The following is a 25,735-nucleotide window of genomic DNA, read 5'->3' on the forward strand; positions in this document are numbered from 1 at the left end:
TTCAGAGTGCGGAATTGAATGCCTGGACGCGTAGATCCCGCGCCAGGTTGTCGCGCTTCTCGAGCACCAACCGACGCAACGACGCCGGCGCATCGGCATTGGCGTCGAGCCACTGATCGACCGCAGTCACGTCGTCGGACGCGGGGAACAGCCCGTTCACCAGGCGCCGCGCGATCTCGATGCTGCGGCCTGACCACCACGTGCGCAACGAAGCGAAGTAGTTTGCCGCGTAGCCCTCGATCAGGGTGGCGTCGACGCCGGCTTTGAAACCGCCGATCATGGCATCGAGGTGATCGTTCGACAGGGTCAGGTCGGTGGTTGCAGCGCTCCAGACGCGTTCCTTGGTCGCTGCCGTGGGCAACGACGCGAGAGCCCGCGCGTGTGCAGTCCTGCCGGCCGACGTCTCGTCGTTGCGTAGCTCGCGGTCGAGGTCAGCCGGTTCGGCAAAGCCTGTGGCAGCCAGGGCAATCCACATCGACCACCGCAGGTCGGGATCGAGAGCGAGCCCGATCGGTCCGGGGCTCTCGCCCAGCAGAATCGCACGCAGCGCGTCGGCCCGGGAGTCGTCGATCGCAGCCGCGGCAGCACACGCGCGGGCCCAGGCGAGCTGACGGCCCGATTCCGGTTCGCTCTCGAACATCGCCTTCCACGCCGTCGCCAACCACCCGGTCGCCGCGCTGGCGCGCAGTTCGAGTGGGACGTAATGCTGGATCGCGAAATGCGCGTCGGCGGTGATCGAACTGAGAATCGCCAGGTCAGTTTCCGAGGGGCCGAATTGTTCGGCCACGGCAAGGTACCGGAATACCGACAGTTCCCCGTCACGCACGGAATTCCACAGCGAGGACAGAATCAACCCACGCGCGAGTGGATCGACAATACGATCGAGCGACGATTCGACAGTGGCGAGCGACGCGGCGTCGAGTCGAATCTTTGCGTAGGTCAGGTCGTCGTCGTTGAGCAGGATCAGCGATCCCGCCGGAACGTCGATCGGTGTGCGCTCCGCCGAAATGTCGACCTCGACGCGCGCAGTGCGAACCAGGTCGCCGGTATCGCCGTAGTCGTAGACACCGACTGCCAGTCGATGAGGTCGGGGATCGGTCTGCACCAACTCCCCTGCCTCCAACGTCAACGTCGACACTCCCGTTGTCTCGAGCCAGGCCCGTGACCAATCGCGCATGTCTCGCCCTGACGTCGCACTCAACGCGTCGAGGAAATCGACGAGCCGAGTGTTGCCGAAAGCGTTCGCCCGGAAGTACTTCCGGGACGCCTCGAAGAACGCGTCACGTCCGACGAAGGCGACCAGTTGTTTGAGGACGCTCGCGCCCTTGGCGTATGTGATGCCGTCGAAGTTCAGCTTCGCCGCTTCCAGATCGACGATGTCGGCGACGATCGGGTGCGTGGTCGGCAACTGATCTTGCAGGTACGCCCAGGCTTTCCGCTTGATCGCAAACGCCACCCAGGCGTCGGTGAACCGGGTTGCCTCGACGCTGACCAGCGATCCCATGAAATCGGCGAACGATTCCTTGAGCCACAGATCATCCCACCACACCATGGTCACGAGGTCGCCGAACCACATGTGCGCCATCTCGTGCAAGATCGTGTTCGCGCGGCGCTGGTACTGCTCGGCGGTGGCTTTGCCGCGGAACACATAGGACTCCGTGAAGGTGACGAGCCCCGGATTTTCCATTGCGCCGAGGTTGTATTCGGGAACAAGAATTTGGTCGTACTTGCCGAACGGGTAGGGATAGTCGAAGGCGTCGGCGTAGAAGTCGAGGCCTTGCCCGGTCACGTCGAACACGTCGTCGGCATCGAGATACTGCGCCAGCGACGCTCGGCACAGAACACCCAGCTCGACGGTGAGTTCGCCGCGACTCCACACCGAACTCACGCGATGGTATGGGCCGGCCGCGACTGCCGTGATGTACGTCGAAATCGGCAGTGTCGAAGCAAAAGTGACGGTCTTGCTACCGGCGGCATTCGAATCCGTCTGCAGGGGAACCTGGTTCGACAGCACTTCCCAGGACTGTGGTGCCGTCACCACAAAAGTGAACGGCGCCTTCATGTCCGGCTGCTCGAAGCACGCAAACACTCGACGGGCATCCGCCGGTTCGTACTGCGTGTACAGATAAGTCTGCCCGTCGGCGTCGTCGACAAATCTGTGCAGACCTTCACCGGAGCGGCTGTACTCCGCGAGCGCCGTAACCTGGACGACGTTCACATCCGCCAGCCCGGTCAGCGCGATCCGCGCCCCGTCGTACGCAACAGCAATGCGACGGCCGTTCACCTCGACCGATTCCACCGCGCTGCCGATGAAATCGAGCCACGTCGAATCCACGGTCGACGTCATCTCGACCGTGGTGACGGTCCGGAACGTCGACACAGCAGGGTCGACCGCAGAGCGGAGGTCCAACTCCACCCGATAACCGGTGACCGATACGGCAGACGATCGGAGAGTGACTTCGCTTCGGTTCAGATTTGCTGTGCTCACCCGTCTGATCCTGCCAGGCCGGGCGGGCAACAGGTCCCTATCCCGTGAAAGCGCCCTGCCACACGGTGTCGAACGGCGTGTGGGCCGAAACCCGGGCTTCGATACCCGCGGTGACAAACTTCTTTGCCAGTGCCACAGCTTCTCCCACGTCAGCGCCCTTTGCGAGCTCAGCGGTCACTGCGGCAGCAAGGGTGCACCCGGCACCGGAGACTCGTTCCTGGCCCACCTTGGGAGCAGAAAGAACCGTCACGTCGGTTCCGTCGAAGAGCACGTCGACAGCGTCGTCGCCGGCCAGTTCCACGCCGCCCTTGGCCAGAACGTACTTCGGTCCGAGATCGTGGATGCGACGCGCAGCCTCGATCAGTTCGTCGACGCTCGAAATTGCGTCCATACCGGCGAGGGTGCGCGCCTCGAAGAGGTTGGGTGTGACAACCGTTGCGAGGGGCAGGATCGAATCGCGAAGTGCCGTATCGGTATCGAGCGCTGCTCCGGGTTCCTGACCCTTGCAGATCAGGACCGGATCGAGAACCACGTGCCGCCACGACTGACGACGGAGACCCTCGGCAACAACCTCGATGGTGGCCGGAGTTCCGAGCATGCCGATCTTCACGACGTCGAGATCGTGCGCCGACGTTGCTGCCTCGATCTGGTCTGCGATCACGTCAGGCGCGATGGGGACAAAACGGTGGCCCCAGTTGTTCTTCGGGTCGAAGGACACGATGCACGTGGTGGTGGCGATTCCGTAGACGCCGCGGGCCTGGAAGGTCTTGAGGTCGACCTGTAAGCCGGCACCACCGGTGGATTCGGATCCGGCGATGACATAGGCAAGGTCAACCACGGTACAAACTCCTTTTGAGGCTGGGGCGCCATCCGCGGATACCCGCGAACGCCGGAGGTCGAAGTTTATCAACGCCGACCCCGGCGCCTCTCCGCGACTACTCGCCCTGGTTGCTCACCAGCTCTACCGGAGGGTACGAGTAGGTTTCATCGAGAATCGACTCGCCGGGCACGTAAAGCCGGAAAACCAGCCTGAACGCGGCATCGGGCGCCGGCAACCAGTTCGATCGCGCAGTAGCGCTGGTCGGCTCGTCCTTCGAGATGGTGAGGATCAGCGATCCGTCCGCTTCGTATCGGATTCCGGCGGTGCGGTCACCGATCGAGTACCGGCCGATCGGGTTGTCGACCAAGTAGTAGCGGGGAATGTCGTAGAGCGTGATCGACCAGAATGCGCCGACGGGAGGCTTTTCCGGGAAGTTGATGCGATAGGTGTTCTCGCCGAGCAGAGGCGCTCCGGTCACGTCGGTGAACGCTTGCGCATACACCGCCTCGTAGGCGTGGTTTCCCCACAACCCGAGACGGCACGCGATCGCCCTTTCGGCAAGGCGCACCTTCTCGTCGCGGATTTTCCACCGATCGTCGTCGATTGTTCCGAGGCTGAGGTTGTAGACGTTGTAGTCGAAAAGGTGAAGGCCTACTGTCCATCCGTTGAAGACGGGAGCTTCGCCGTGTTTGGTGGCGTCCTCGAGCTTGGCGACGCCGTCGTCGTACCAGGCAGCAAGGTCGTCACTGTCGACGTCCGGAGAGAACAGTCCGGAAAACCGCTCGATCAGGGCAGATTCCGCAGACGGTGCGGGGAACGCCTGCGACCAGTTGCGTGCCTGCTGCCAGAACAGCAGTCCGTCGGAAAGGTTCGCGTCCACCGCGGGTAGACCGTTCACCGCGGCAGTCGGGTCGAGTGGCTCGAGCACCAGGGAATTCTGCAGCGCCGTCACCGCGGAAAGGTCGTCGTGGCCGGTGCAGGCAAATCGGCCGACGATCGACACGATGTCGGTCGACGCTCGGACTACCGGAAACTCCGATTCCCCGGTCCAGCCTGGCGGGGCGATCAGAAAACTGCCGGCGCCGTTTCCCGTTGCCCGGGTGCCGACGTACGCGATGTTGTTCGTCCAGGCGTCGACAAACTGGAGTACGTAGTAGCGGTCCCCGGTTGCGGGCACGTCCAGTCGCAGTGGTCCACCCGAAAGGTCAAGCTGCGCCATCGAATAGACGGTGTCGTTGTTGATCGTGACAAACGTGTCCTCTGGGCCTGCAAGTTTGCGGGCGTGCGAAAAACTGTTGAACGGTGCCGCCGGATTGGAGCCGATGCCGGTCGTGACGTAACGCTCCACCTGTCGGAGGTTCTCCACGAGCGGGTAGTAGTAGAAATACGCAGCGGTCGCGGTCTCTGTCAGTGCACTCAACTCGTGTCCTTCAATTGGGCACTGTTACCAGTGCTACGAAGACGGTAGTGCGGCCAACGATATCGATATTCGCGACAAGGCGGGCAACTACGACAAATCGGGAATCCGTGTCGCCCAGGCTATGTCGTTGTCCTCGTAACCGAGCGGTGGACCCACGAACTCTCCACCACACGTGATCAACGCGAGCGTCTCCGGCCCGTCCATCCGGTTCAACCGCTCGACCGGCAGTTCCCCGTCTTTGCGGTACTGGTCAACCGTATCGATCCGATACGACCACTCGTGGCCATCTGCCCCGGTCAACACAACAATTGATCCCGGAGTCAACGACGAGAATTTCTTTCCGAAACCGTCACCGGCGTACACGTCATCGATGTGGCCGGTGATCACGACAGTTCCCGAACCCGAACCCGGAAATGCAGAGTCCGCCCACCAGCCGACTTTGCTCACGTCCTCCGGAGGAATCAGCGAACCGTCCGATGTCGTCTTGATCGCAAGAACTACAGCCGCCTCGTTGCCGATGCGCAGTTCAGTCGGCGTCGCAGGATCATCGACAGACGCCTGCACTGCGGCCGGCAGATTCTCCTGCCCGGTCGCGAGAACCCGAACAGGTTCGTCATGCTCTGCCGAGCACCCACCCACGCACAACAACACCGTTAGTAATGCTGCCCCACTCAGCCGCCGAAGCGTCCGGCCGGCCGATTCCGTCACCGCGAGATCGGCCCGGACGGAACGTGGGAAATAGGAACTCGATTGGCTACATCTCGCCCGGGCAGTTCATCGTTTTGGTTGCCGCCTTGATTCCCGCCGTTTCCGCCGCCACCGTTTCCACCACCGCCGTTCCCACCTTGGTTGCCGCCATTTCCGCCGCCGCCTGGGCAGTCGGTCCCCGGATCGGTTGTATCACCGGTCAATACGATCTTGACTGCCGAAAGGTCCACGGATTGGTTCTGCGCCACCAGGTTCGGAGTCGACACATCGAAGGCGAGGGTGGCTCGAACAGGAATCACTCGTCCGTCGTCGGCTTGAGTGACTTTCGTTCCTGACATCCCCAGGTCCTGCGTCAGTGTCATACGTGATCGAAGTTCGGCGTCTCCGGTGAGTCCTGCTCCATCGATCCGCACGGTGCCGCTGACCGGGCTGCCGTGCGCGCGGATGGTGACCGCGGCTCGAAACTCGAGAGTGTCGCCTGGGACGGTGCGCCAGGACTCGATGGCGTTGATCTTCGTACCGGGTACACCGTCAGTGACGTCGTACCAGCCGTCGATCACTGCTGGATCGAGAGACATCGAGTTGTCATTGATCGCGGGAACGCACGCCTGCGTCAAAGAGATGGGCACGGCGCCGGCCACTCCGGGCAGCGCAGTAGTGATCAGGGCCGCGGCGGCAAAGATCGCTGCGCCTGCACCTGCGGTACCAAATCTTCTCATTCCCGCTATCCTCACCTACGCTCCGGCAATCTTGTCAATCCAGTCAAAATACCAGCACAATCGCATAAATCGGCACTATCGGACCGAGGAAATATTCTTGTTCTGCCATCGAGCAACTATTCCGCAGCCGAACCCGACATCGGGTACATCGTTCCGGAGGGATTCAGAAGTTACAGATCACCCAGCAATCACCGCGCGACGATTGTGCGCCCGCAGGCCTGATCAATCGCGCGTGCACACATTCGGCGAGCGAACTCGGCGGCTATCCACGCGTTCGGTCAGTGCAGCGCAGCGTCGTGACGTGTTTGGCGCACAGTACTACTGTCAACCCCTAGGTATGCCGACCAGGGGACGAACACCGTGATCCGACAGGCGCACAGTGTCGAATAAGCCCTGCAGTCAACCGAAATGGCCGCTCCACGCGGTGGCCGAATTCCTTGGCGCGGACAGCGAGTTATCGGGTGAGCAAGGAACCCGGATCGTCACCGGCGTCTGCCAGGACTCCCGCCAGGTCCGCCCGGGCGATATCTACGCGGCACTGCCAGGCATCGAGCACCACGGTGGAGAATTCATAGCGGAGGCAGCGAGGAAGGGCGCGGTGGCTGTAGTCAGCGATCGCCCCACCGAAATATTACCGGCGTTTGTCGTGGCGAACCCCCGAAAGGTTCTCGGCCCTTTGGCTGCCTGGTTCTACGGTGATCCCTCCACGTCGCTCGATGTGTATGGCGTCACCGGCACCAACGGTAAGACCAGCACTGCCTTCATGCTCGAAGCTGGTTTGGCCGCAGCCGGAATGAGAACCGGCATCATCAGCGGAATCTGCGTTCGGGGGCCAACCGGCGTATCGGGTTCGGAGCGAACAACACCTGAAGCCTGCACACTGCAACGTACGTTGGCGTCATTCGTCGACAATCGCGTCGACGCCGTCGCTATGGAAGCGTCGAGTCATGGCCTTGCGCTACACCGAATCAACGGCACGTTCTTCCGGGTTGCGGCCTTCACGAACCTTTCGCGTGATCATCTGGACTTCCACAAAACTATGACGGCATATTTCGAGGCAAAGGCCCAGCTTTTCCTACCAGAACGTTGCGCCGGCGCGGTGATCAGCGTCGACGACCTGTACGGCAGGGCCCTCGCTGAACACGTCACCATTCCCCGATTGACCTTCTCATCGCATGGGGCCTCCGCCGATGTAACCGCCACTGACATCGAGGCCGACCAAACGGGAACATCTTTTGTCGCGCACCACGGGAGTTGGCGAAAGAGGATCCACCTACGCCTACTGGGGTGCCACCAAGTCGACAACGCTTTGACCGCAATTGCCGCTCTTCGTCTCGGTGGAGTCGATATCGCGGCCGCGCTCGACGGTATCGAAACCCTCGACACCATCCCAGGAAGATTGGAGAGCGTTGACGTAGGACAGGATTTTCTGGCGTTCGTCGACTACGTTCACAACGCAGGTGCACAGCGCCGCTTGTTTCCTTATCTACGCTCGTTGTCGAAAGGCAAGATCATTGTCGTCATCGGCGCAACTGGCGGCAGGGATCCGGGCAAACGCGGACCCCTGGGTCGAACTGCCGGCAGTCATGCCGACGTTCTTGTCGTGACCGACGAAGGACCGTATCGCGATGATGCAGCACGCCTCAGAAATGATGTGGCTACGGGAGCACGCCAAGCGAATCATGCAGCGGTGCTTGTAATTCCGGATCGATGCGACGCTATTGAGACCGCGGTGAGCTTGGCACAAGCAGGCGACATAGTAGTCGTTGCCGGACGCGGGAACGACCACATGATGAACTACGACGGCATGGAAATACAGTTCGACGATCGCCAGATACTGGCGTTCGCGTTAACCGAGTGCGCGAAATAATCGTCAGTTCAGAACAAGAAGGAAAACGATGCCACGCCGTAGGCTACGGCCAGCCCTACGAGAATCCATCCGACATACGATCTGATGACCAGTCTGCGTCGGCGATGCCATCGCGGCGAAGCTCGCAGGAATGCCCCTGCGGCACCCACTGCAAGCGTCACGGTCGGCAAGAAGACCAAAAGACGTCGATCCTTACGTGAGCAGACCAGCATGTCGGCACCGAAACACTCGCCCCGCCGCGAACCCAGCAACACAATTGCCACAACCATCACGATCACAGTCAGGATGATCGAGGCTCCGTAAGTTATTGTCCGCTTACGGATTTCACTGACCGATCCGACGGCAATACCGGGTTGTTCAGACATCGACCAAACCCTTCACTGTCCTTCATACCGACTCATCCAGTATCGCAGTATCGTTTCGTTCACGCTCGACTCAGTAGGTTCGCCGTCCTACCGGCTGAAATGCCGACTGCCGAGCGGGGAGCAAGGCTCTGCCTTCTGCGGCGGCGCACTGCCGAAAACTCAATACCCTGAAATCGCAGTAGCTTTCAGCAACCCCGACTTTCACCACCGCTGCGTCAATCGACCACCGGAAGCAACCGAAAGATCACACTTGGGAGTCAGCTGATTCGCTCAACTGCGCGAGCCTCGCCGTAAGAATTGCATTCTCGGCTTCGAGTGAAAGTATCAGCCGCACTCCGACCAAGTTGACGCCGTCATCGATCAGTGCTGTGATACGGGCTAATGTCTCCAGATCCGATTCGCTGTACCTGCGGGTTCCGCCTCCGGTGCGAGTCGGCGTCAACAACCCTCGTCGCTCGTACAACCTCAACGTCTGTGGCCCGACTCCGGAGAGTTCAGACGTCACCGAGATTCCGTAAACGCCACGCAGCGTGCGCGCCTGAGCATCTGACGTCACTGCATACCTCCTAGGCGTCGTCGGTGACCGCGCAACCTTAACATCCCAGCCATTCAATCTAGCTCCGCAGCCATAGATTTCGTGAGGCAGGCAACGTGCACGACACACGACGACTGGGATCCGTGCTCACATCGCGACCTGTACCTCACGGTACATTCCGCGAGATGTACACGAGAAGTAAGCATGAGTCTGTCCGCCTTGCCTAACTGTCGAGATTCGGGAATCATCGAGCCGCAAAAAAGCTGTTGACGACGAGAAAGTAGGATCTAGTACCGTTCTAGGTAGGTAGCAATTAACAGCAGACTCCGAGGTGCGAAAACGATGTCTTGGCCGGACAGAGCCCTGACAGAACCAGCAGCAGTTTTCGCGGCGTTGGCCGAGATCCTCTACTCCGCGACAGACGATGCCGACGTGTACAACGCGATCTGTTCGGCAGCGGTCGAGTTGATTCCCGGCTGCGATCACGCCAGTTTGATGCTGCGTCGTGCAAGCACCACCGTTACGGTCGCTGCAAGTGACGAGATAGCCTCTTTCGCTGATGATCTGGAGCGCGCCACCGGAGAAGGCCCGTGTCTCGACGCTCTCGAAACAGAAACACCACAGCTCGAGTCCGATCTTCGAACTCCGAACCAATGGCCCGAATTCGCGCGGGAAGCTCTCTCGAAGACACCGATTCGTGGAAGCATGGGGTTCCGCTTACTCGTCGACCGGCGCAAAGTCGGTGCTCTCAACCTGTTCTCCGATACACCCGGAGCATTCTCCGAGGACATAGCCGACCTGGCAATTATCCTGGTCTCCTTCGCGTCCGTGGCAGTCACCGCATTGTCCCGCGGCGAGGATGCCGAATCGCTGCGACGAGGTCTGACGGGTAGCCGTGAAATCGGTCAGGCTGTCGGTTTGCTGATGGCCCTACACGGGGTATCAAGCGACGCTGCATTCCAGATTCTTCAGACGACTTCACAAAACATGAATGTCAAGGTCGCAGATCTCGCTCGCAACGTCATCGTCCAGCATCGATCTACTCTCGACTGACGGGGATTCGTCGGCGGGACTTGGTTATCTGGCAACCGACGACAAACTATCCGGTCAGCTGGGATAGTATCTTTTTCAGTTCTTCGTCAAGCAACGGCAACGGACGGTCATTTCCCGTGCCGTGCTGCCCTGCATCGGCCACCTCGAACAGGTAGGTCAATCATTCCTCTCACGTCGAAGCACTCAGAAACATACAACGACGCATTAATCGCACTGGCCGCTGCAACCCAGCGTCCGGCGAATGTCGTCAACCTCGCCGGCGGCTACGCCATCCGTGTCGATCTCGAGTACAACCGCTACGTTCTGGCCACCAACACCCCGCTGGGTCTGTCGGACGAAACCCATGACGCTGGCTCGTGGTTGGTTCGTTTCTTCCAAACGCGAATCGGCGGTCTCTCAGACGAATTACTCGCCGAAGCCACCGATGAATGGCTTATCGACGCTTTCGACTCCGTTCTCAACCACATCGAAGCCGACGGAAACAAGATTGTCGCGGACGCGAACTTCGGGGACATCAGCCATTCCGAATCATCAACGCACTCGGAGTAGGTGCACGCAAAGGTCGCACCAGACCTTCGACCGCATCGCACTAGCGCACCCAACCTCATGACCCCCAGTGCGCACGTTCGCCGAGCCCTTATCCGGCCAGGAACGCAACCTTCCGCAGCTGCCACTTGATCCGACTCAACTTCGATATGGGCCAGCGGCACCGTCATCGGCAGCCGGATCCAACTGTCCCCCGTGCCGATCGACTCACTCACGATTCGCTCCCACAGTGCGCGGGTCGACATCACCGTCGGGCGTGCCAACCTCCCAGTACAAGGTGTCCGTCCCGACCGCGATAAGAGGGTCGACCCACTCGGCGACTACGTCGATGATGGCGTCCGTGAGCTCCATTCGCGTCCATGCGCGCGGCCGGACCGGAACGTCCGGATCCCAGCCGTCCGTCCCCCAGATCACACCGAACAGTGCCCGCTCGTCACCGAGCTGCCGGTCCAAAGTGAACGCGTCAGGACCTTCGAATCGCGCCCACACATCGAAAGTGCCGTGCCCGTCCTGGTCGACAAAAACGTCGATGATCACGCCATCGGTTCGCGCCGTCGCGGCATTGCGGATCGCTGCGAGCCGAGCGGCCGCGGCCGCCGATGCCGTGTCGAGGACAGCTCTCAGCGCGCCTCGGTATTCAGTGGGTTCCACATGCCGAGGATATCCGCGACGAAGATTCGCTTGCCGACCGATAATTCGTGACCGGCCTCGAGAGGCTGATCGTGTCAGTGCGGATCGCGGTTTCGCTCCACGACCCAGGCCGCAACCTGTGCCCGCGAGGTGAACCCCAATTTGGTCAGGATGTGCTCGACATGCCCTTGAGCAGTGCGGGGTGAGATAACCAGGCGGTCGGCGATGGCCTGGTTGGTCAGGCCCTCCGCGATGAGGTCAGCCACTTGGCGTTCCCTCTTGGTCAGTCGCGTCGAGGCGGCACCGGTATCGGATCTGGAATCGTCAGAAGGCTGTTCACGGAGTGCGTAGGAAATTGCCGCATCGAATCCGAAACCTTGACCCTTTCGGAAAGCTGTCGCGAATGCCTTTTCGCCGAGCATCCGACGCGCCTTCTGATCGCATTCCTGTTGGTAGACAAGTAAATTGGAGTGAATAATCGCGGTACTGCCCATCGAGTGCGCCAACCCCTCCGCCGCTCCCATCAGCACAGCGGCCCTAGCTCCGTCGCGCCGCCCACACTCGACCCACGCCATCGTCTCGAGGCAGGCTGTTGCAACGCGAGGGCTGCGCGTTTGCTGCGACAGTTTCAGCGACTGCTGGAGTAGCCGCATCGCACGATCGCTGTCACCCTGTCGCCACACCTCAATTCCCAGAGCCCACAATGAATACGACCGAGCCATCGCCTCTCCGCGCGCTTCCGTGATCGAAATCGCACGCTCGTGGCATTCGATCGCCTGGTCCGTCGAGCCACGCAGCCCATAGGCCAACCCCAACGGATACAAGGCTCCTATCTCGTGCGCGGTCTCCCCACGCCCGCTGAATCCGGCGACGGCGGTTTCGAGCAGCGCGGAGGCACGTGCGGGGTCACCACTGTAAAGAGCATGCATTCCATCGGCGAGGGTGACGAGTATGCGCATCATCGGGTCATGTGTGTGAGCGGTGAGACGCCGCGCCTCGTCAACGAGCTCTGCCCCGGTCGCGAGATCGCCCTGCACACTCGCCATCAGAGTGGCGAAGTAGAGACCCTTGACCCAATCGAGGGAAGGTGCGCCGCTCTGACTGGCAAGCAACTGGGTGATCCAATGCCGGCACTCGTTGTAGAGGCCCTGCGAGCTCCAGAAGAAGGACAATGCAACTGCGGTCCGTAGGCCGGCGACGGGATTGTCGACAACGCTGAATTCGAGTGCCTCTCGCAGGTTCGACTGCTCCCGCTTCAGTCGGACGATCCAGTCGAGTTGACGGACGCTGATCCACTCGGCCTCCGCATCGAGCGCAAACCGCTCGCACCAGTCCCGGTGTCTGCGTCGCAGTTGCAGAACGTCGCCGGCTTGCTCGAGCTTCTCGTACCCGTACTCACGCAACGTCTCGAGCATCCGGAACCGAACTACCGACGCATGCTCCTCCCTAATCAGAATCGACTTGTCCACCAACGACGTCAATGTGTCCAGAAGCTCACCCAACTCCAGTCCCGCGCTGCACACCAGCTCCGCAGCATCGAGTTCGAAACTTCCCGCGAACACCGCCAACCGAGCCCACACCAGTTGCTCACGCACAGTACACAACTCGAAACTCCAGTCGATACACAACCGTAGCGTCTGCTGCCGCGATGGCGCACCCCGGCTGCCGCGGGTCAGCAGCGTATATCGATCAGTCAGACGCCCCAGGATCTGCTCGAGCGACATCGCCCGCAACCGCGCCGCCGCCAACTCGATCGGCAACGGCAACCCGTCGAGGCTTCGGCAGATCGCAGCCACCGCCTCAGCGTTGTCCTCGGTGGGTACAAAACCCGGAACGGCCATCGCCGCACGCTCGAAGAACAACGACACCGCATCGTATTTGGACAACGACCGGAGCGACGGTTTCCGCTCCGGATCGGGTACGCCCAACGGCGGAACCCGCAACACCGCCTCCCCGCCGATATCGAGAGGTTCGCGGCTTGTGACCAGAATCCGAAGCGACGGACAGACGCGGATCAGGGTCGCAGCCAATTCCGCGACGGCGTCGACCAGTTGTTCACAATTGTCGAGAACCAACAGCAATTCCCGTGGCTCGAGAAACTCGATCAGGATGTCCCGTAACGGTCGCGCCGACTGGTCCCGCAGACCCAGCACACCGGCCACTGTCTCGACCAGCAACGACGCGTCACGCAGCTCACCTAACTCGACGAGCCGCACACCGTCGTCGTACTCCCGTTGCACCGAGGCCGCGAGGCGCAGTGCCAGCCGCGTCTTACCGACACCTCCGATCCCCGTCAACGTCACCAACGGGCCCCCGGTGAGCAGGTTCTTCGCCTCGGTCAGCTCGCGTCGGCGACCGATAAAGCTGGTCAGTTCCAGAGGAAGCTCCCCCGTCGTGCTCGGGGTAAAGGCACCCGAGCGTCGCGGCCTGCTTTCTTGACTGGGTCGTCGGTCGTTGCCCTGCGTGTCTGGTTCAGCTCGTAGAGGCACATCGTCGACCGGAAAATCGTGCTGCCGTTGCAGTTCCCGCAGTTCCTCGCCGAACTCTGCGGCGGTGACCTGACGCGCACCGGGCGTCCGCGACATCGCGCGGGAGATTACCTCCGAGACGTCGTCGGGGATCCCGCGCTCACGCAGATCAGGCACCGCTTGCTCGGTGATCCGCAGAAACTGCGCGACAACCTGCTCACCGCTACGACGCTCGAACGCGGCATGACCGGTGAGAGCGCTGAACAGGACAGCGCCAAGTCCATAGACGTCGGCGGCGGGAGTCGGCGGATCGCCGGCCAACACTTCGGGCGCCGTGTACGCCGGTGAACCGGTAACGACTCCGGTAGCGGTCTCGAAACCCCCGGTGATGTGCGCGATACCGAAATCGGCCAACTCGGGCTCGCCGTAATCGGTGAGCAAGATGTTGGCGGGCTTGATGTCCCGGTGCAGGATCCCGAGCCGGTGCGCCGACTCCACCGCCCCCGCCATCTTCACCCCCAGGCGCAACGCCTGATTCAACGGCAGTGGACCGTCGCGGCGGATCCGCGCGCCGAGGGAATCCTGCCGGTGATACGGCATCACGATGTACGGACGGCCACTGTCGGTAGCACCGACCTGCAAGATATTGACGATGTTCGGGTGACCGGTCAACCGGCCCATCGCCTGCTGTTCCCGAAAGAAGCGGGCGCGATTCTCCACGTCGAGATCGACGGTGAGCACCTTCACCGCAACCGTACGATCCAACTCTGCCTGGGCACAGCGATACACAACGCCGAAACCACCCTGGCCGATCTCCACTGCATCATCGAAGCCGACATCTCCCAGCTCCGCGGCCGGCGACGGCGGATAACGCTGAGTGCCGAGCGAATCACCTTCACCCATCGGACGGTCTACTCACTCCGTCGGCGCGTAGTTACTGGCCACTGGTCCCGACGGCACGACCGGTGCACTTTAGACTTTAGCCCTCACCTCTGATAGAGGATCGTCATCACTGCCTCAATCTGATTCAATGGAAAGATGTGCAGGTGGATGGCATATTCAGGCGAACCACTACTCGCGCAGAACTTACTGTTCCGACCGGAACACTCGTTGATCGACCAGAGCCTGCATTCTCATCTCGGTGCTACGACAACCAACGGCGACGGCTTCGGAATCGGCTGGTACGGCGAGGGCAGCGTGCCGGCTGTGTTCAAGAGCATCGAACCCGCGTGGAACGATTCGAACCTTCGTGAGATCGCCAGCCAACTGCGCACTCCACTGTTCTTCGCCCACGTTCGCGCATCGACGGGAACTGCTGTGCAGCGCAGCAACTGTCATCCATTTCGGCACGGGCAGTGGCTGTGGATGCACAACGGCTCCCTGCACGGATTCCAAGAGATCAAACGGGAACTGGTAACCGCCGTCGATCCGTCGCTCTACCCCGATCTGCAAGGGTCTACGGACTCGGAAACGCTGTTCTTTCTCGCGCTCACCTTCGGATTGACCGATGATCCGTTCGGCGGTGTCGCGCGGGCGGTGGGTTTTGTCGAGCACGCAGCGCGCTCACGAGGAATCGAGAATCCCGTACAAATGACTGTCGCGACGACGGACGGAACGTCCACCTGGATCTTCCGATATTCGAGCGAAAGCCGATCGAGGTCACTCTTCTATTCCACCGAGATCTCCACACTGCGGAAACTACATCCAGACGTGGAAGAACTGAAAGACCTGGGCGAGGAAGCACGAATCGTTGTTTCCGAGCCTCTCCGCGATCTTCCGGGTGCATGGAACGAGGTGCCGGAATCTACTGCGGGTGTCGTTCGTGCGGGGCGGGACGATATGCGGGAGTTCGAGCCAATCCCACCCGCCTAAATAAGATCAGTAATAAACCACGAGAGGTCTGCCGCTTTTCGTCGATTCTAAATTCCCCACCCGGCCTGTTGTCAGCCGCGCTGTGCAGCACACTCGTGGGTCGGCCTTGCGCCGAATGCCAGCTCTGCATAGGTCAGGACGTCCTGATGTGCGGGGTCGCGGTTGATTGACGCCCATGTTGGTCTTGCGCGGTACTGCATTCACCGAGGCCGGCTGATGGATGATTCGGACGTCGAGTCGACCAACCACGCTGTTGCCAAATCTTAAGCGATTGACTGTAATTATTCAGGCGGGAAGTTAGAGTTAATTAGCAACTGTTCCCGAACGAGGGCATCCGCACCCCGCGTGGCAAACTTGCAGAAGCACCAAGTGAAAAAGTTTCGGAGATTCCCAGATCGAATGTGTGAGTCTGAAGCAACTCACCAAACAACATGTGCGCATGCGTAGTTCGAGTCTGCGACCGCGTTTTTCTGCGGGTGTCCGCGTCCACCTTGGATCCACAATGAGATATCTTCATTATCCTTCCCTGTTCGTTTCTTGACACGGAATTTAAGATGAGAATCATATGACGCCACGATTTGCCGAAAACAAATTACGCGCGTGAGATACTTCGCGGATGAAAGACATCGACCATCAAAGCGATGAGAAGCGCCGGGGATGGCATGCGCCCAACGTGTGGGCTCAAACAGTTGACTTTGGCAACAATCCAGTGAAACAGCTCGTCGCTCCTGCGAGCACCTTCCAAAACGTCATCGACGTCGAAGGCCAACTCCAGGTGCGGAACAATTTTGGCGCCTGGCCGGCGGCCACACCTGAGCAACCGTTGGGACGTGACGTGCTCTGGGTTCGACTGCCCTTAAGTTCGCGTAGCGGTGACTGCCTCCGCCATGCCTCGTGGGAAATCCCCGCGAACATGTCGCAAATCTCACCAGCAGAGGTAGTAGAAAGCTACCGTAACGCCATCGGATTCAGCGAGGGCAGTGCAGAGTTACCCGGACTGCGTTCGCCGCAACTCGGAGCACTGCACGCGGTTCTGGGTTACTGGACTACAAAGCGGTTGACCCCGGCAACTGTCGTTATGCCTACCGGTACCGGCAAAACAGAAACCATGCTCGCCCTACTCGTGGGAGCCCGAATCGAGCGATTACTCGTTTTGGTCCCATCGGACTCACTTCGTCAGCAAGTTGCTGCGAAGTTCGAGACTCTAGGCATTCTGCAAGAACTCGGGATCGTATCGGACTCAGCCCTACGGCCTGTAGTTGGACGAGTAATGCACGGTTTCAATGACTCGGATACGGCCATAAAATTTGCCGAATCCTGCAATGTAATTGTCGCCACTCCGTCGTCTCTGAAAGCCTGCTCAGCGGAAGCCCTTGTGGCACTGCTGACGACGTGCACTCATCTTTTCATCGACGAGGCTCACCACGTTGCGGCCCGCACTTGGACGGAAATTCGGCATGCATTCAACGAGAAGCCTGTGGTTCAATTCACCGCGACACCCTTCCGTGAGGACGGCAAGCACCTGCAAGGACGCAACATCTATTCTTTCCCTCTTCGCGAGGCTCAAGCCCAGGGATACTTCTCACGTATAAACTACACTGCTGTCATCGGCCTTGAGGATGTCGACGAAGAACTCGCAAAACAAAGTGTCTCGAAACTCCGTGCTGATGTTGCCGAGGGGCACGATCACGTGCTTATGGTTCGCGTCCGTGGAGTCGACCGAGCAAAGGCGATCTTGCCGCTCTACGATTCTATAGCTGCCGATCTCAATCCCGTCATCATCAATAGCCAAATGCCGAAAGGTCAACAGCGCAAATCCCTAGATGATTTACGTGAACGCAGGTCGAGAATCATTGTCTGCGTTAATATGCTAGGCGAAGGTTTCGATTTACCTGCTCTCAAGATCGCCGCAGTACACGAACCACACAAAAGCCTGGGCGTTACGCTTCAGTTCATCGGTCGATTCGCACGCACCTCGTCAGTAGGGGGATTCGGCGAAGCGTCGATATTTGTCGCGCGAAAGGAAGTCGAGACTGACAAACGTCTACGTGAACTTTACTCAGAAGACTCCGACTGGAACCTCCTTCTCCGAAACCTAACGGAAGCCGCCGTCGAAGAACAACAAGCTGTCAGCGACTTCGAGGCGGGATTTACCTGTCTACCGGAAGAAGTCACACTTCGAAGTCTCCTACCAAAGATGAGCACAGTCGTCTACCGCGCGCCTTCAACGGAGTGGGAACCCCAAAACATTGTCGACTTCTTCGGTGAGGACACCCTACTGACTGCCCCTATCGGCCTCAACGCGGACGCGGGTGTCGCATGGTGCGTCGTAGAACACCGAACTGACGTCCGCTGGGGCGATCTCAAGACCATCGAGGACGTGTCCTATCAGCTCTACATACTGTACTTCGACCCCGTCCATCAGCTGCTTTACATCAACAATTCGGCCAATGACGGCGTATTCGAAGACCTTGCCACCGCGGTATTAGGAACGGGAGCAGAACGATGCACCGGATCGACTGTCTACCGCGTCATGGCCGACATCGAACGCTTAGTCCCGACCAACGTCGGCGTTATCGACGCGCGTGACCAATTTAGGCGATTCTCGATGCATGTCGGCTCAGATGTCACCGCCAGCTTTTCACAAGCAGAAGCGGGAACCAAATCGCAAACTAACATTTCCGGCGGCGGGTATCGCAATGGCGAACATGTCAGCATCAGCGCGTCGCTCAAAGGCCGGATCTGGTCTCACACCGCAGCGACTAGCCTGATGCACTGGCGGGACTGGTGCGATTCCGTCGGCACAAAACTTCTCGATGATAGCATCAGCATCGACAAAGTAATTGGCCAGTTTATTCTTCCTGAACAACTCTCGGCACGACCAAATGGTGTTCTTCTGGCCGTGGAGTGGCCGTGGCAACTGCATATCTTACAAACGGGGAATATCCGCCTCTCCTACAAAGATAAAATTCATGATGCGGTGTTCACGGATCTCGTACCGGACACCTCCTCCACAACCGGGCCGCTTCGCTTCACGGTGAAGAGTGGCGCCTGGGAAGTCACTTACGAAGCAACGTTCGAAAAGGGCAGGCTTCATTACCAGTGCACAGAGAGCGAAGAGATTAAGGTCATTCGACCCCGATCAGAACATCTACTCAGCGAATGGCTAAACAACAACGAATTGCTTTTCATCCTCGACAATGACCGAATTATAGAAGGGAGCCTACTTTATAAACCAACTTGGGATCGCCCGCCATTCGACAAATCTCAACTAATTCCCCTTGACTGGACTGGGACCACCCTCACGGTTGAATCCCAGACAAAGAACAAGTTACCGGAATCCATTCAATTTCGCGCCATCGCAGACCTCATGGCCGCGACAGATCCATGGGACGTCATTCTCGATGACGACGGCCCAGGTGAGATCGCCGACATTGTCGCGATCCGCCTTGATGACCAAGGCCTGCTCATCCGTCTGGTGCATTGCAAGTACTCGCACAATGCCGCCCCCGGCGCACGTGTAGCCGATTTGTATGAAGTGTGCGGTCAAACTCAGAAATCTATCATGTGGCGTCGAAGTGACTTGCTTCCCTTCTTCCGGACACTGGAGAACCGAGCCCGTCAGAAACAACTCCGAGACGGCGTTACCCCGTTCGAAGTAGGTAATCTAAAGACGCTCTGTGCCATACAGGAGAAAGCCCTCGCCGTCAGCCGCCGGATGGAGATGGTGATCGTGCAGCCTGGTCTATCAGCTACGCGAGCGTCCACCCAGCAGCTCGATCTCTTGGCCTCAACCCAGGCATACCTCAAGACCACTATCAACGCGCCGTTAATCGTTTGGTGTAGCGACTAGAGTGTTTGAGAATTAGGGAGACGAGTTCAGGTGTCATTGATGTGCCTTTCGCTAACCCATCATGCAATGCATCAGTCGCATGAATCCTGCCGCGGCGATGAGTTAGCCACAACCATATGAACTTCGGCCAAGCAAGCGGCGCTTCAACAGTCAGAACACCTAGCGAAATCCGCACCACGGTGGGGTCTTGACCCAAGTCAATCCTCCAATCAAGCAGCAGTTCGCCGAGCGGATTGGCGCCAAGGATCCGACGCTGACCAGGCATAACCTGCTACAAAGACGTTACGATCGGTCCGGTTCATGAGGGCGGGTCACTTCCCCGAGGAACACTCGCCGGGTGGACCGAGAAGCCGATCGACGAGTGGCAGGCGAACCGGCCGGGCATAGTGGTCGACCGGCGCACACCAAGCAGTAACGGAAAACGCCCCGCTGCGATACTTGGATCACAGCGGGCGTTCGCGTTCTGTCTAGCTGGCGACGAGTTCGTTGCCGGTGAAATACCGCGAGTGTGTCTGCATCAGCACTTCAAGTGAGTCGCTGGTCAGTGCGACAATTTCGAGGTTTGCATCGGTGCGTTGGCCTTCCAACTCCAGGCGATGCAACATTGCTTCACGTGTTCCTTCGAACTGCGTGACTCGTCGATCCCGCGTCTTGCGGTTGAACTCAATGACAAAATTCGGCATGGTCACACCACCTCCAAGTTGTCCAGCATACGCCGGTTCTCGCGCATGACGTCGATGTACTCCTGATAGGCGCGCGTCATCTGGTCGCGGTTCCGTTGGGCCGTTGCCACATTTTGCCGAATTCTGTAGAGCTCATGATCTGCATTGGGATCACTCGATTTTCCGAGCAGTGAGTCGAAATAGTCAGGCCCCATATGCGCGGTGGACTCCGCGAAGTCGAGGTAACTTTCGAAGACTTGCAGAGTGTGCGAAACCTTGTGCATTTGCTCGACGGCAGTTTGGACAACCTCCTTGGCCTCTTCAGACTGTGCGAATTCGCTGTCGGCAGGCTCGTCGTATCGGATGCCGCGACCAAGTATGTCCCCAAGCCGTTCATAGGTATTGGCCCATTCGCTTTGCCCTTCTGTCCGAATCTGAATCTCCACGCGGCCAGCAGGGCAACGTACCCATAGGTGATAGGCGCGGTACCCGCTATGTGGGTTCTCTCGCAAATCTCGCTTACCTCGTTCGTCGACGGAAAATACTTCCGCCATCGCGTCTGCAATTTGGGTCTGCTGCGTGAGAGTGAACCTGCCGTCAACCCGAACGCCGGCCAGGTCCTGAATTGCTTCAAGTCCAATCCCGCTGCGCTCAAGCTTCTGCACGAGTGTGTCGACGGTCTTACCGCGGGAACTCACTCGGATCTCAAGGTTTCGCAACGTCGGAGCGTATTCCGCCCATGATGTGCCTCGGATGATCCGAGCCACCTCGGCAGCTAGTTCGTGATGCCACAGCATGACATCGTCGTAAGTCGGACACCCTGCGGGGACATCTCCACCGCTCAATAGTGCTTTGCCGAGCTTGTTCATCTTGGTTTTTGACCAGGCGGGCGGTTCGCTCAGATCCATGCGGACACTCAACCACACATACAATTTGTGAAATGCGAACTGTCCGGCGTGGCGGTCGACCGTCGCGTAGTGCCTAGGAGGATTGGCAGGCCACGCCAGTGGGATGGGAGCCGCACACCGACGGGCCTGGCATCGATCAACAATTGCCGACGCTCAAGCGAGTGCATCACATTGTGACCGCGAATGTAGCCCTGGGATTTCTACAGATCCAAGCTAACCACTAGATGCTCTCGTCGGGTAGGACCGTCCTCGTCGGGTAGGACCGTCCCCGTCGCATTATTGACCTGGACCCATCCGAATTCGGGGAACTGCTCGCTGATGAACTTCTCACGCCGATAGCCGTCCACCTGCCCAGCACCTAGTCACCTTCTGTCATCTGTTGCGTGACGACGATAATGGACGAGTTTCGCGCTTCAATATCACTAATTGTGAACAGCCACGAGATATCAGGGCATACAGTGGTGAATATTTCGAGACCCGCGCCAACCAGGAGTGCTTGCTCGAGTGAGCCTAGTACTCCACCGCGTCGAACTCCGGTGCCTTACTGCTCGTCGACGGCGCAACCGAAGTGTCAACTTCGCATGCAACCCCGTCGTTGTCGCGGTGTTAACTTGATCGGTAACCGGGATCCCTTTCGCGCAGTGGGGCGACACCGGCTGCAACAGCTTCGGCGCAACTGTCATCGGGATCTGCTTCGGTAGCTGAATCCGCACGAATCGGATCGGCTTCGCCTGAGCTACATCCCATCAGCAATAGCACTTCAACACCCAATACCCGACAAATATCTTCTTCATGGGGGTATCAAACCAGATATACCAGACGTAACAGCAGCATCGGTCGGGTTTTTGGACCGCTCGACATCCGAATTGAAGATGTCAGAGCCCGGACTTCTGCTGCCCGCCAGCAGCCTCCAGCAGCTGTCTTCTGTCGCAAATTTCCTGCGACTTTAGACCACCGATTGGGTCTATCGAGAACATAAGAAAAGCCTGGCGAGAATGTCTCTCACCAGGCTTTTCTTCGGTCGGGCTGACAGGATTTGAACCTGCGACCACTTGACCCCCAGTCAAGTGCGCTACCAAGCTGCGCCACAGCCCGTCCGCGCCCTTGTTTCGGGCGCTTGGAAAGATTACATCAGAGACGGGCTGAAGTACCAATCGGCTGGTCAGAGCCGTTTTAGTACCGAATTGGCGGTGTAACTAGCGGCTCTTGCGGTCGCGCTTCTCGCGCACTCGCACGGAAACGCGGACCGGGCTGCCGTCGAAGTTGAACTCTTCACGCAGACGCCGCTCGATGAAGCGGCGGTAGCCGGCCTCGAGGAAGCCTGTGGTGAAGAGAACGAACGTCGGCGGACGTGTGCTTGCCTGCGTCGCGAACATGATGCGAGGCAGACGGCCACCACGCATCGGCGGCGGCGTCGCTGCCACAACTTCCTTGAGCCAGGTATTCAAGCGACCCGTGGGGATGCGCTTGTCCCAGGACTCCAGAGCCGTGTCGAGCGCCGGCACGAGCTTCTGCACGGCGCGACCGGTGTGGGCGGAGATGTTGACCCGCTGAGCCCACGGAACGCGGACCAGATCGCGGTCCACTTCCTTGTCCAGCATGAGTCGACGGTCCTCGTCCACGAGATCCCACTTGTTGAAAGCGATCACCAGTGCACGGCCGGTGTCGGCCACCATGCTCAGGACACGCAGGTCCTGCTCGGTGATCGGCTCGTGTGCGTCGATCAGCAGGATCGCGACCTCAGCGGCCTCGATCGCGCTCTTCGTACGCAGCGACGCGTAGAACTCGGCGCCGCTGGCATGGCTGACGCGCTTGCGCAGACCAGCCGTGTCAACGAAGCGCCAAGGGCGCCCGCCGAGTTCGACGATCGAGTCGACCGGGTCCACGGTCGTGCCGGCAACGTTGTGTACGACGGAGCGCTCGTCACCGGACAGCTTGTTGAGCAAGCTGGACTTTCCGACGTTCGGCTTTCCGACCAGCGCAACACGACGCGGACCGCCGCCGGGGATGCCTTCACGCGGTGTTTCCGGCAGCTTCTCGAGAACCTCGTCGAGCAGGTCGCCGGTACCGCGGCCGTGCGTCGCACTCACGGAGTACGGCTGACCGAGGCCCAAGGACCACAGTGCTGCGACCTCGGACTCGGTGCGTCCGTCGTCCACCTTGTTGGCAACGAGGATGACCGGAGTCTTGGAACGACGCAGCACGCGAGCCACAGCTTCGTCCGTCGCGGTCGCGCCGACAACAGCGTCGACGACCAGGAGGATGGCGTCAGCCGTTCCCATGGCCAACTCGGCCTGACGAGCAACGGCCTGCTGAAGGCCCTTTGCGTCGGGCTCCCATCCGCCGGTGTCCTGGACGAGGAAGCGTCGGCCGGCCCAGTTCGCCTCGTACGAGACGCGGTCGCGAGTAACACCGGGGATGTCCTCGACCACCGCTTCACGACGGCCGATGATGCGGTTGACGAGCGTCGACTTGCCGACATTCGGTCGACCGACAACAGCCAAGGTCGGGACGGCAATGTGCGCTTCGCCTTCGCCGTCCGCTTCGAGATCGGCGTAATCCCACTCCGATTCCTCGGACCAGGTTCCGTCGCCGGCAAATTCGGTTACCAGATCGTCGCTCACTGCACTGCTCCAGTTCTGTCGCTGACCACCAACAGCAGCTTGGCGATCACATCTTCAATGCCCAATTCGCTCGTATCCACCAGGATGGAATCCTCGGCAGGGCGCAACGGCGACACTGCCCGAGTCGAATCGAGATGGTCACGGCGCTGCACATCAGCCAGCACCGCTTCGTAATTGTCTTCGCGGCCTTGGCCGACGTTCTGCGTATTGCGCCGTGCCGCACGGGTTTCCGCGGACGCGGTCAAGAAGATCTTGACGTCCGCATCAGGGAGTACGACGGTTCCGATATCGCGGCCTTCGACGACGATCCGCTCTGCGCCTGCCGCCAGCTCACGCTGCGTGGCGACCAGCAGGTCGCGGACCTCGGGAACGGCCGACACTGCGGAGACAGCCTTGGTGACCGCGTCGCCGCGAATCTCCTCGCTGACGTCCGCGCCGTCGAGCTGAACCTGCTCGCCGGCGGGGTCGGTACCGATGGACCAGGGCAATGCCGCAACCGCAGCGGTGATCGCCGCAGCGTCATTCAGATCGATTCCCTGACGCAGCACGTGCAGGGTCGCGATCCGGTAGATAGCTCCGGTGTCGAGGTAGCGGGCGCCCAAACGCTGCGCCAACGCGCGGGACACGCTGGATTTGCCGGTTCCGGACGGTCCGTCCATCGCGACTACCAACGGCATGGACGAATCGGTCACAGGCCGACCGCCTCGTACAGTCCACCGACCTCGCTACGACCGAGGACGCGCTGCGTTCCCGGACGCTGATCGCCGAGAGCAACAACGCCGACGTTGGTGCGAACCAGCCGGACAACGGGGTGACCGACGGCATCGAGGAGGCGACGCACGATGTGCTTACGGCCTTCGTGCAGAACGAGCTTGACGAGCGTCTTGCCCTCGTTGATCTCGAGCACAGTGAACGCGTCCACCTTGGCCGGACCGTCGTCGAGGGTGACACCGTCACGCAGTTGCTTGCCGGTGCTGCGCTCGACAACGCCGTGAACCGTTGCGAGGTACGTCTTCGGAACCTCGAACGACGGGTGCATCAGACGGTGAGCCAGATCGCCGTCGTTGGTGAAGAGGAGCAAGCCTTCGGTGTCGGCGTCGAGACGACCGACGTGGAAGAGCCGCTGGCCGGACTGAACGCGCTCGGAGACGATGTCACCGACGCACGGGCGACCGAGGTCGTCGGACATGGTGCACTGCCATCCACGCGGCTTGTTCATCGCGAGGTAGACGAGATCCTTCTGCACGACGACGCGGACGCCGTCGACGCGAACCACTGCGTTCTCGGGGTCGACACGCAGACCCTGCTCGATCACGATGCGGCCGTCGACCTCGACGCGACCTTGCTCGATCAGTTCCTCTGCTGCACGACGTGATGCAACACCGGCCTGAGCCAGCACCTTCTGCAAGCGGACGCCGTCACCCTTCGGCGGGCCGTCGTGCTTGGTGACCTCGGCGTGCTGATGACGCGCCGGCTTGGCGTTGGACACCAACGGGTTCTGGGAGACGACGCGCTGCGGCTTCTCGGTCTTCGGCTTGCCACGCTTGTTGGTTGCCGGCGGTGTCGGGGCTGCCGGACGCTTGCGCGGAGGTCCGTCGAACTTGGATCCACGCGGGGCGTTTGCCCAGGCGGTGCCGCGAGGAGCCTCGGGGCGTGCGCCGCGCTGATCGTCACTGCGACGGTCTGCGCCACCGCGCGGTGCGCGACGGGCATCAACGTGGGGTGTGCGACGGTCATCGCTGCGGGGGCCGCGGCGGTCGTCACTGCGCGGGCCGCGCCGATCATCGTTGTAACCACCGCGACGGTCATCACTGCGAGCGGGGCGACGGTCGTCGTTGTACCCACCACGACGGTCATCCGTGCGAGCGGGACGGCGGTCGTCGCTGCGCGGGGGACGACGGTCGTCACTGCGCGGGGGGCGCCGATCGTCATTGAATCCACCGCGACGGTCGTCCGTGCGGGGGCGGTCGGATCCGGCATTGCGGTCGTATCCGGAAGTACTGCGGGAAGTGTTGCTGCGTCCACCACGGGGTGCTTCGCTGCGTGCGCCGCGGGGGGCGTCACTGCGTCCACCACTGCGGCTGTCGCTACGACCACCACGGGGTGCATCGTTGCGTGCGCCGCGGGTGTCGCGGGAGTTGTTACGGTCCGGTGTGCCATCTCGGCGAGCGGGATTGTTCACTTTTTTCCTGTC

The 25,735-nt window shown here is 60.3% G+C and carries 19 protein-coding genes and 1 tRNA gene; 5 read left to right on the forward strand and 15 right to left on the reverse strand.

The features are described 5' to 3' along the window. Nucleotide 1 precedes the first annotated feature (1 nt). The 5 genes from pepN to ACFRFQ_RS09865 all read right to left on the reverse strand — a co-directional run bounded on the left by pepN (nucleotide 2) and on the right by ACFRFQ_RS09865 (nucleotide 6,155). A complete protein-coding gene (gene pepN / locus ACFRFQ_RS09845) occupies nucleotides 2-2,488 on the reverse strand; it encodes an aminopeptidase N (protein ID WP_378656212.1) in 2,487 nt (828 codons plus the stop codon). Between the two features lie 37 nt (nucleotides 2,489-2,525). Continuing rightward, complete coding sequence (thiD, locus tag ACFRFQ_RS09850; RefSeq protein WP_138868834.1) at nucleotides 2,526-3,326, reverse strand: bifunctional hydroxymethylpyrimidine kinase/phosphomethylpyrimidine kinase; 801 nt, start codon at nucleotides 3,324-3,326, stop codon at nucleotides 2,526-2,528. A 97-nt stretch (nucleotides 3,327-3,423) separates the two neighbouring features. Then, nucleotides 3,424-4,728 carry a DUF1254 domain-containing protein gene (locus ACFRFQ_RS09855; protein ID WP_378656215.1) on the reverse strand — a complete coding sequence of 435 codons (1,305 nt, stop codon included), beginning with the start codon at nucleotides 4,726-4,728 and terminating at the stop codon, nucleotides 3,424-3,426. Nucleotides 4,729-4,815: 87 nt separating this feature from the next. Further along, the gene (locus ACFRFQ_RS09860) at nucleotides 4,816-5,379 is read right to left on the reverse strand and encodes a class F sortase (protein WP_378656217.1); all 564 of its coding nucleotides are present in this window, start codon (nucleotides 5,377-5,379) and stop codon (nucleotides 4,816-4,818) included. A gap of 53 nt (nucleotides 5,380-5,432) precedes the next feature. After that, on the reverse strand, nucleotides 5,433-6,155 hold the full coding sequence (locus ACFRFQ_RS09865) for a hypothetical protein (RefSeq protein ID WP_378656220.1): 723 nt from the start codon (nucleotides 6,153-6,155) through the stop codon (nucleotides 5,433-5,435). 424 nt (nucleotides 6,156-6,579) lie between these two features. Here ACFRFQ_RS09865 and ACFRFQ_RS09870 point away from each other — a divergent pair, with 424 nt between their 5' ends. Then, nucleotides 6,580-8,025, forward strand: a complete 1,446-nt coding sequence (locus ACFRFQ_RS09870; RefSeq protein ID WP_378656222.1) for a UDP-N-acetylmuramoyl-L-alanyl-D-glutamate--2,6-diaminopimelate ligase — start codon at nucleotides 6,580-6,582, stop codon at nucleotides 8,023-8,025. A gap of 8 nt (nucleotides 8,026-8,033) precedes the next feature. Here the strand turns inward: ACFRFQ_RS09870 and ACFRFQ_RS09875 are convergent, their stop codons facing one another. Both ACFRFQ_RS09875 and ACFRFQ_RS09880 read right to left on the reverse strand, forming a co-directional pair. After that, complete coding sequence (locus ACFRFQ_RS09875; RefSeq protein WP_378656224.1) at nucleotides 8,034-8,390, reverse strand: hypothetical protein; 357 nt, start codon at nucleotides 8,388-8,390, stop codon at nucleotides 8,034-8,036. A 244-nt stretch (nucleotides 8,391-8,634) separates the two neighbouring features. Further along, entirely contained in the window at nucleotides 8,635-8,946 is a 312-nt protein-coding gene (locus ACFRFQ_RS09880) for a MerR family transcriptional regulator (RefSeq protein WP_378656226.1), read from the reverse strand. Nucleotides 8,947-9,267: 321 nt separating this feature from the next. On the opposite strand from ACFRFQ_RS09880, the gene ACFRFQ_RS09885 reads away from it, so the two are divergent. Beyond that, nucleotides 9,268-9,978 (forward strand): GAF and ANTAR domain-containing protein, encoded by a 711-nt coding sequence (locus ACFRFQ_RS09885; protein WP_378656228.1) that lies wholly within the window; start codon nucleotides 9,268-9,270, stop codon nucleotides 9,976-9,978. Between the two features lie 162 nt (nucleotides 9,979-10,140). Further along, a complete protein-coding gene (locus ACFRFQ_RS09890; RefSeq protein WP_378656335.1) occupies nucleotides 10,141-10,527 on the forward strand; it encodes a hypothetical protein in 387 nt (128 codons plus the stop codon). Between the two features lie 204 nt (nucleotides 10,528-10,731). Here ACFRFQ_RS09890 and ACFRFQ_RS09895 read toward each other — a convergent pair whose 3' ends face one another. Both ACFRFQ_RS09895 and ACFRFQ_RS09900 read right to left on the reverse strand, forming a co-directional pair. Next, nucleotides 10,732-11,175, reverse strand: a complete 444-nt coding sequence (locus tag ACFRFQ_RS09895; RefSeq protein WP_378656230.1) for a DUF6389 family protein — start codon at nucleotides 11,173-11,175, stop codon at nucleotides 10,732-10,734. Nucleotides 11,176-11,249: 74 nt separating this feature from the next. Beyond that, nucleotides 11,250-14,525, reverse strand: a complete 3,276-nt coding sequence (locus ACFRFQ_RS09900) for a protein kinase (protein ID WP_378656233.1) — start codon at nucleotides 14,523-14,525, stop codon at nucleotides 11,250-11,252. 147 nt (nucleotides 14,526-14,672) lie between these two features. On the opposite strand from ACFRFQ_RS09900, the gene ACFRFQ_RS09905 reads away from it, so the two are divergent. Next, nucleotides 14,673-15,494: a class II glutamine amidotransferase gene (locus ACFRFQ_RS09905; RefSeq protein ID WP_378656236.1), complete on the forward strand. Its 822-nt coding sequence runs from the start codon at nucleotides 14,673-14,675 to the stop codon at nucleotides 15,492-15,494. A gap of 616 nt (nucleotides 15,495-16,110) precedes the next feature. After that, a complete protein-coding gene (locus ACFRFQ_RS09910) occupies nucleotides 16,111-19,347 on the forward strand; it encodes a DEAD/DEAH box helicase (RefSeq protein ID WP_378656239.1) in 3,237 nt (1,078 codons plus the stop codon). 467 nt (nucleotides 19,348-19,814) lie between these two features. Here the strand turns inward: ACFRFQ_RS09910 and ACFRFQ_RS09915 are convergent, their stop codons facing one another. The 6 genes from ACFRFQ_RS09915 to ACFRFQ_RS09940 form a co-directional block, all read right to left on the reverse strand. Beyond that, a complete protein-coding gene (locus tag ACFRFQ_RS09915) occupies nucleotides 19,815-20,030 on the reverse strand; it encodes a hypothetical protein (RefSeq protein WP_378656338.1) in 216 nt (71 codons plus the stop codon). A 2-nt stretch (nucleotides 20,031-20,032) separates the two neighbouring features. After that, on the reverse strand, nucleotides 20,033-20,917 hold the full coding sequence (locus ACFRFQ_RS09920; protein WP_378656241.1) for a GTP pyrophosphokinase family protein: 885 nt from the start codon (nucleotides 20,915-20,917) through the stop codon (nucleotides 20,033-20,035). Nucleotides 20,918-21,938: 1,021 nt separating this feature from the next. Further along, a tRNA-Pro gene (locus ACFRFQ_RS09925) sits at nucleotides 21,939-22,012 on the reverse strand. A 101-nt stretch (nucleotides 22,013-22,113) separates the two neighbouring features. After that, nucleotides 22,114-23,541, reverse strand: a complete 1,428-nt coding sequence (der, locus tag ACFRFQ_RS09930) for a ribosome biogenesis GTPase Der (RefSeq protein WP_378656244.1) — start codon at nucleotides 23,539-23,541, stop codon at nucleotides 22,114-22,116. After that, a complete protein-coding gene (gene cmk, locus ACFRFQ_RS09935) occupies nucleotides 23,538-24,218 on the reverse strand; it encodes a (d)CMP kinase (RefSeq protein WP_378656340.1) in 681 nt (226 codons plus the stop codon). Before cmk ends, der begins: the two co-directional genes overlap by 4 nt. 11 nt (nucleotides 24,219-24,229) lie before the next feature. Continuing rightward, complete coding sequence (locus tag ACFRFQ_RS09940) at nucleotides 24,230-25,723, reverse strand: pseudouridine synthase (protein ID WP_378656247.1); 1,494 nt, start codon at nucleotides 25,721-25,723, stop codon at nucleotides 24,230-24,232. Nucleotides 25,724-25,735: the final 12 nt, after the last annotated feature.

The sequence above is a fragment of the Rhodococcus sp. NPDC056743 genome (assembly GCF_042790355.1).
Taxonomy (GTDB): Bacteria; Actinomycetota; Actinomycetes; order Mycobacteriales; family Mycobacteriaceae; genus Rhodococcus_F.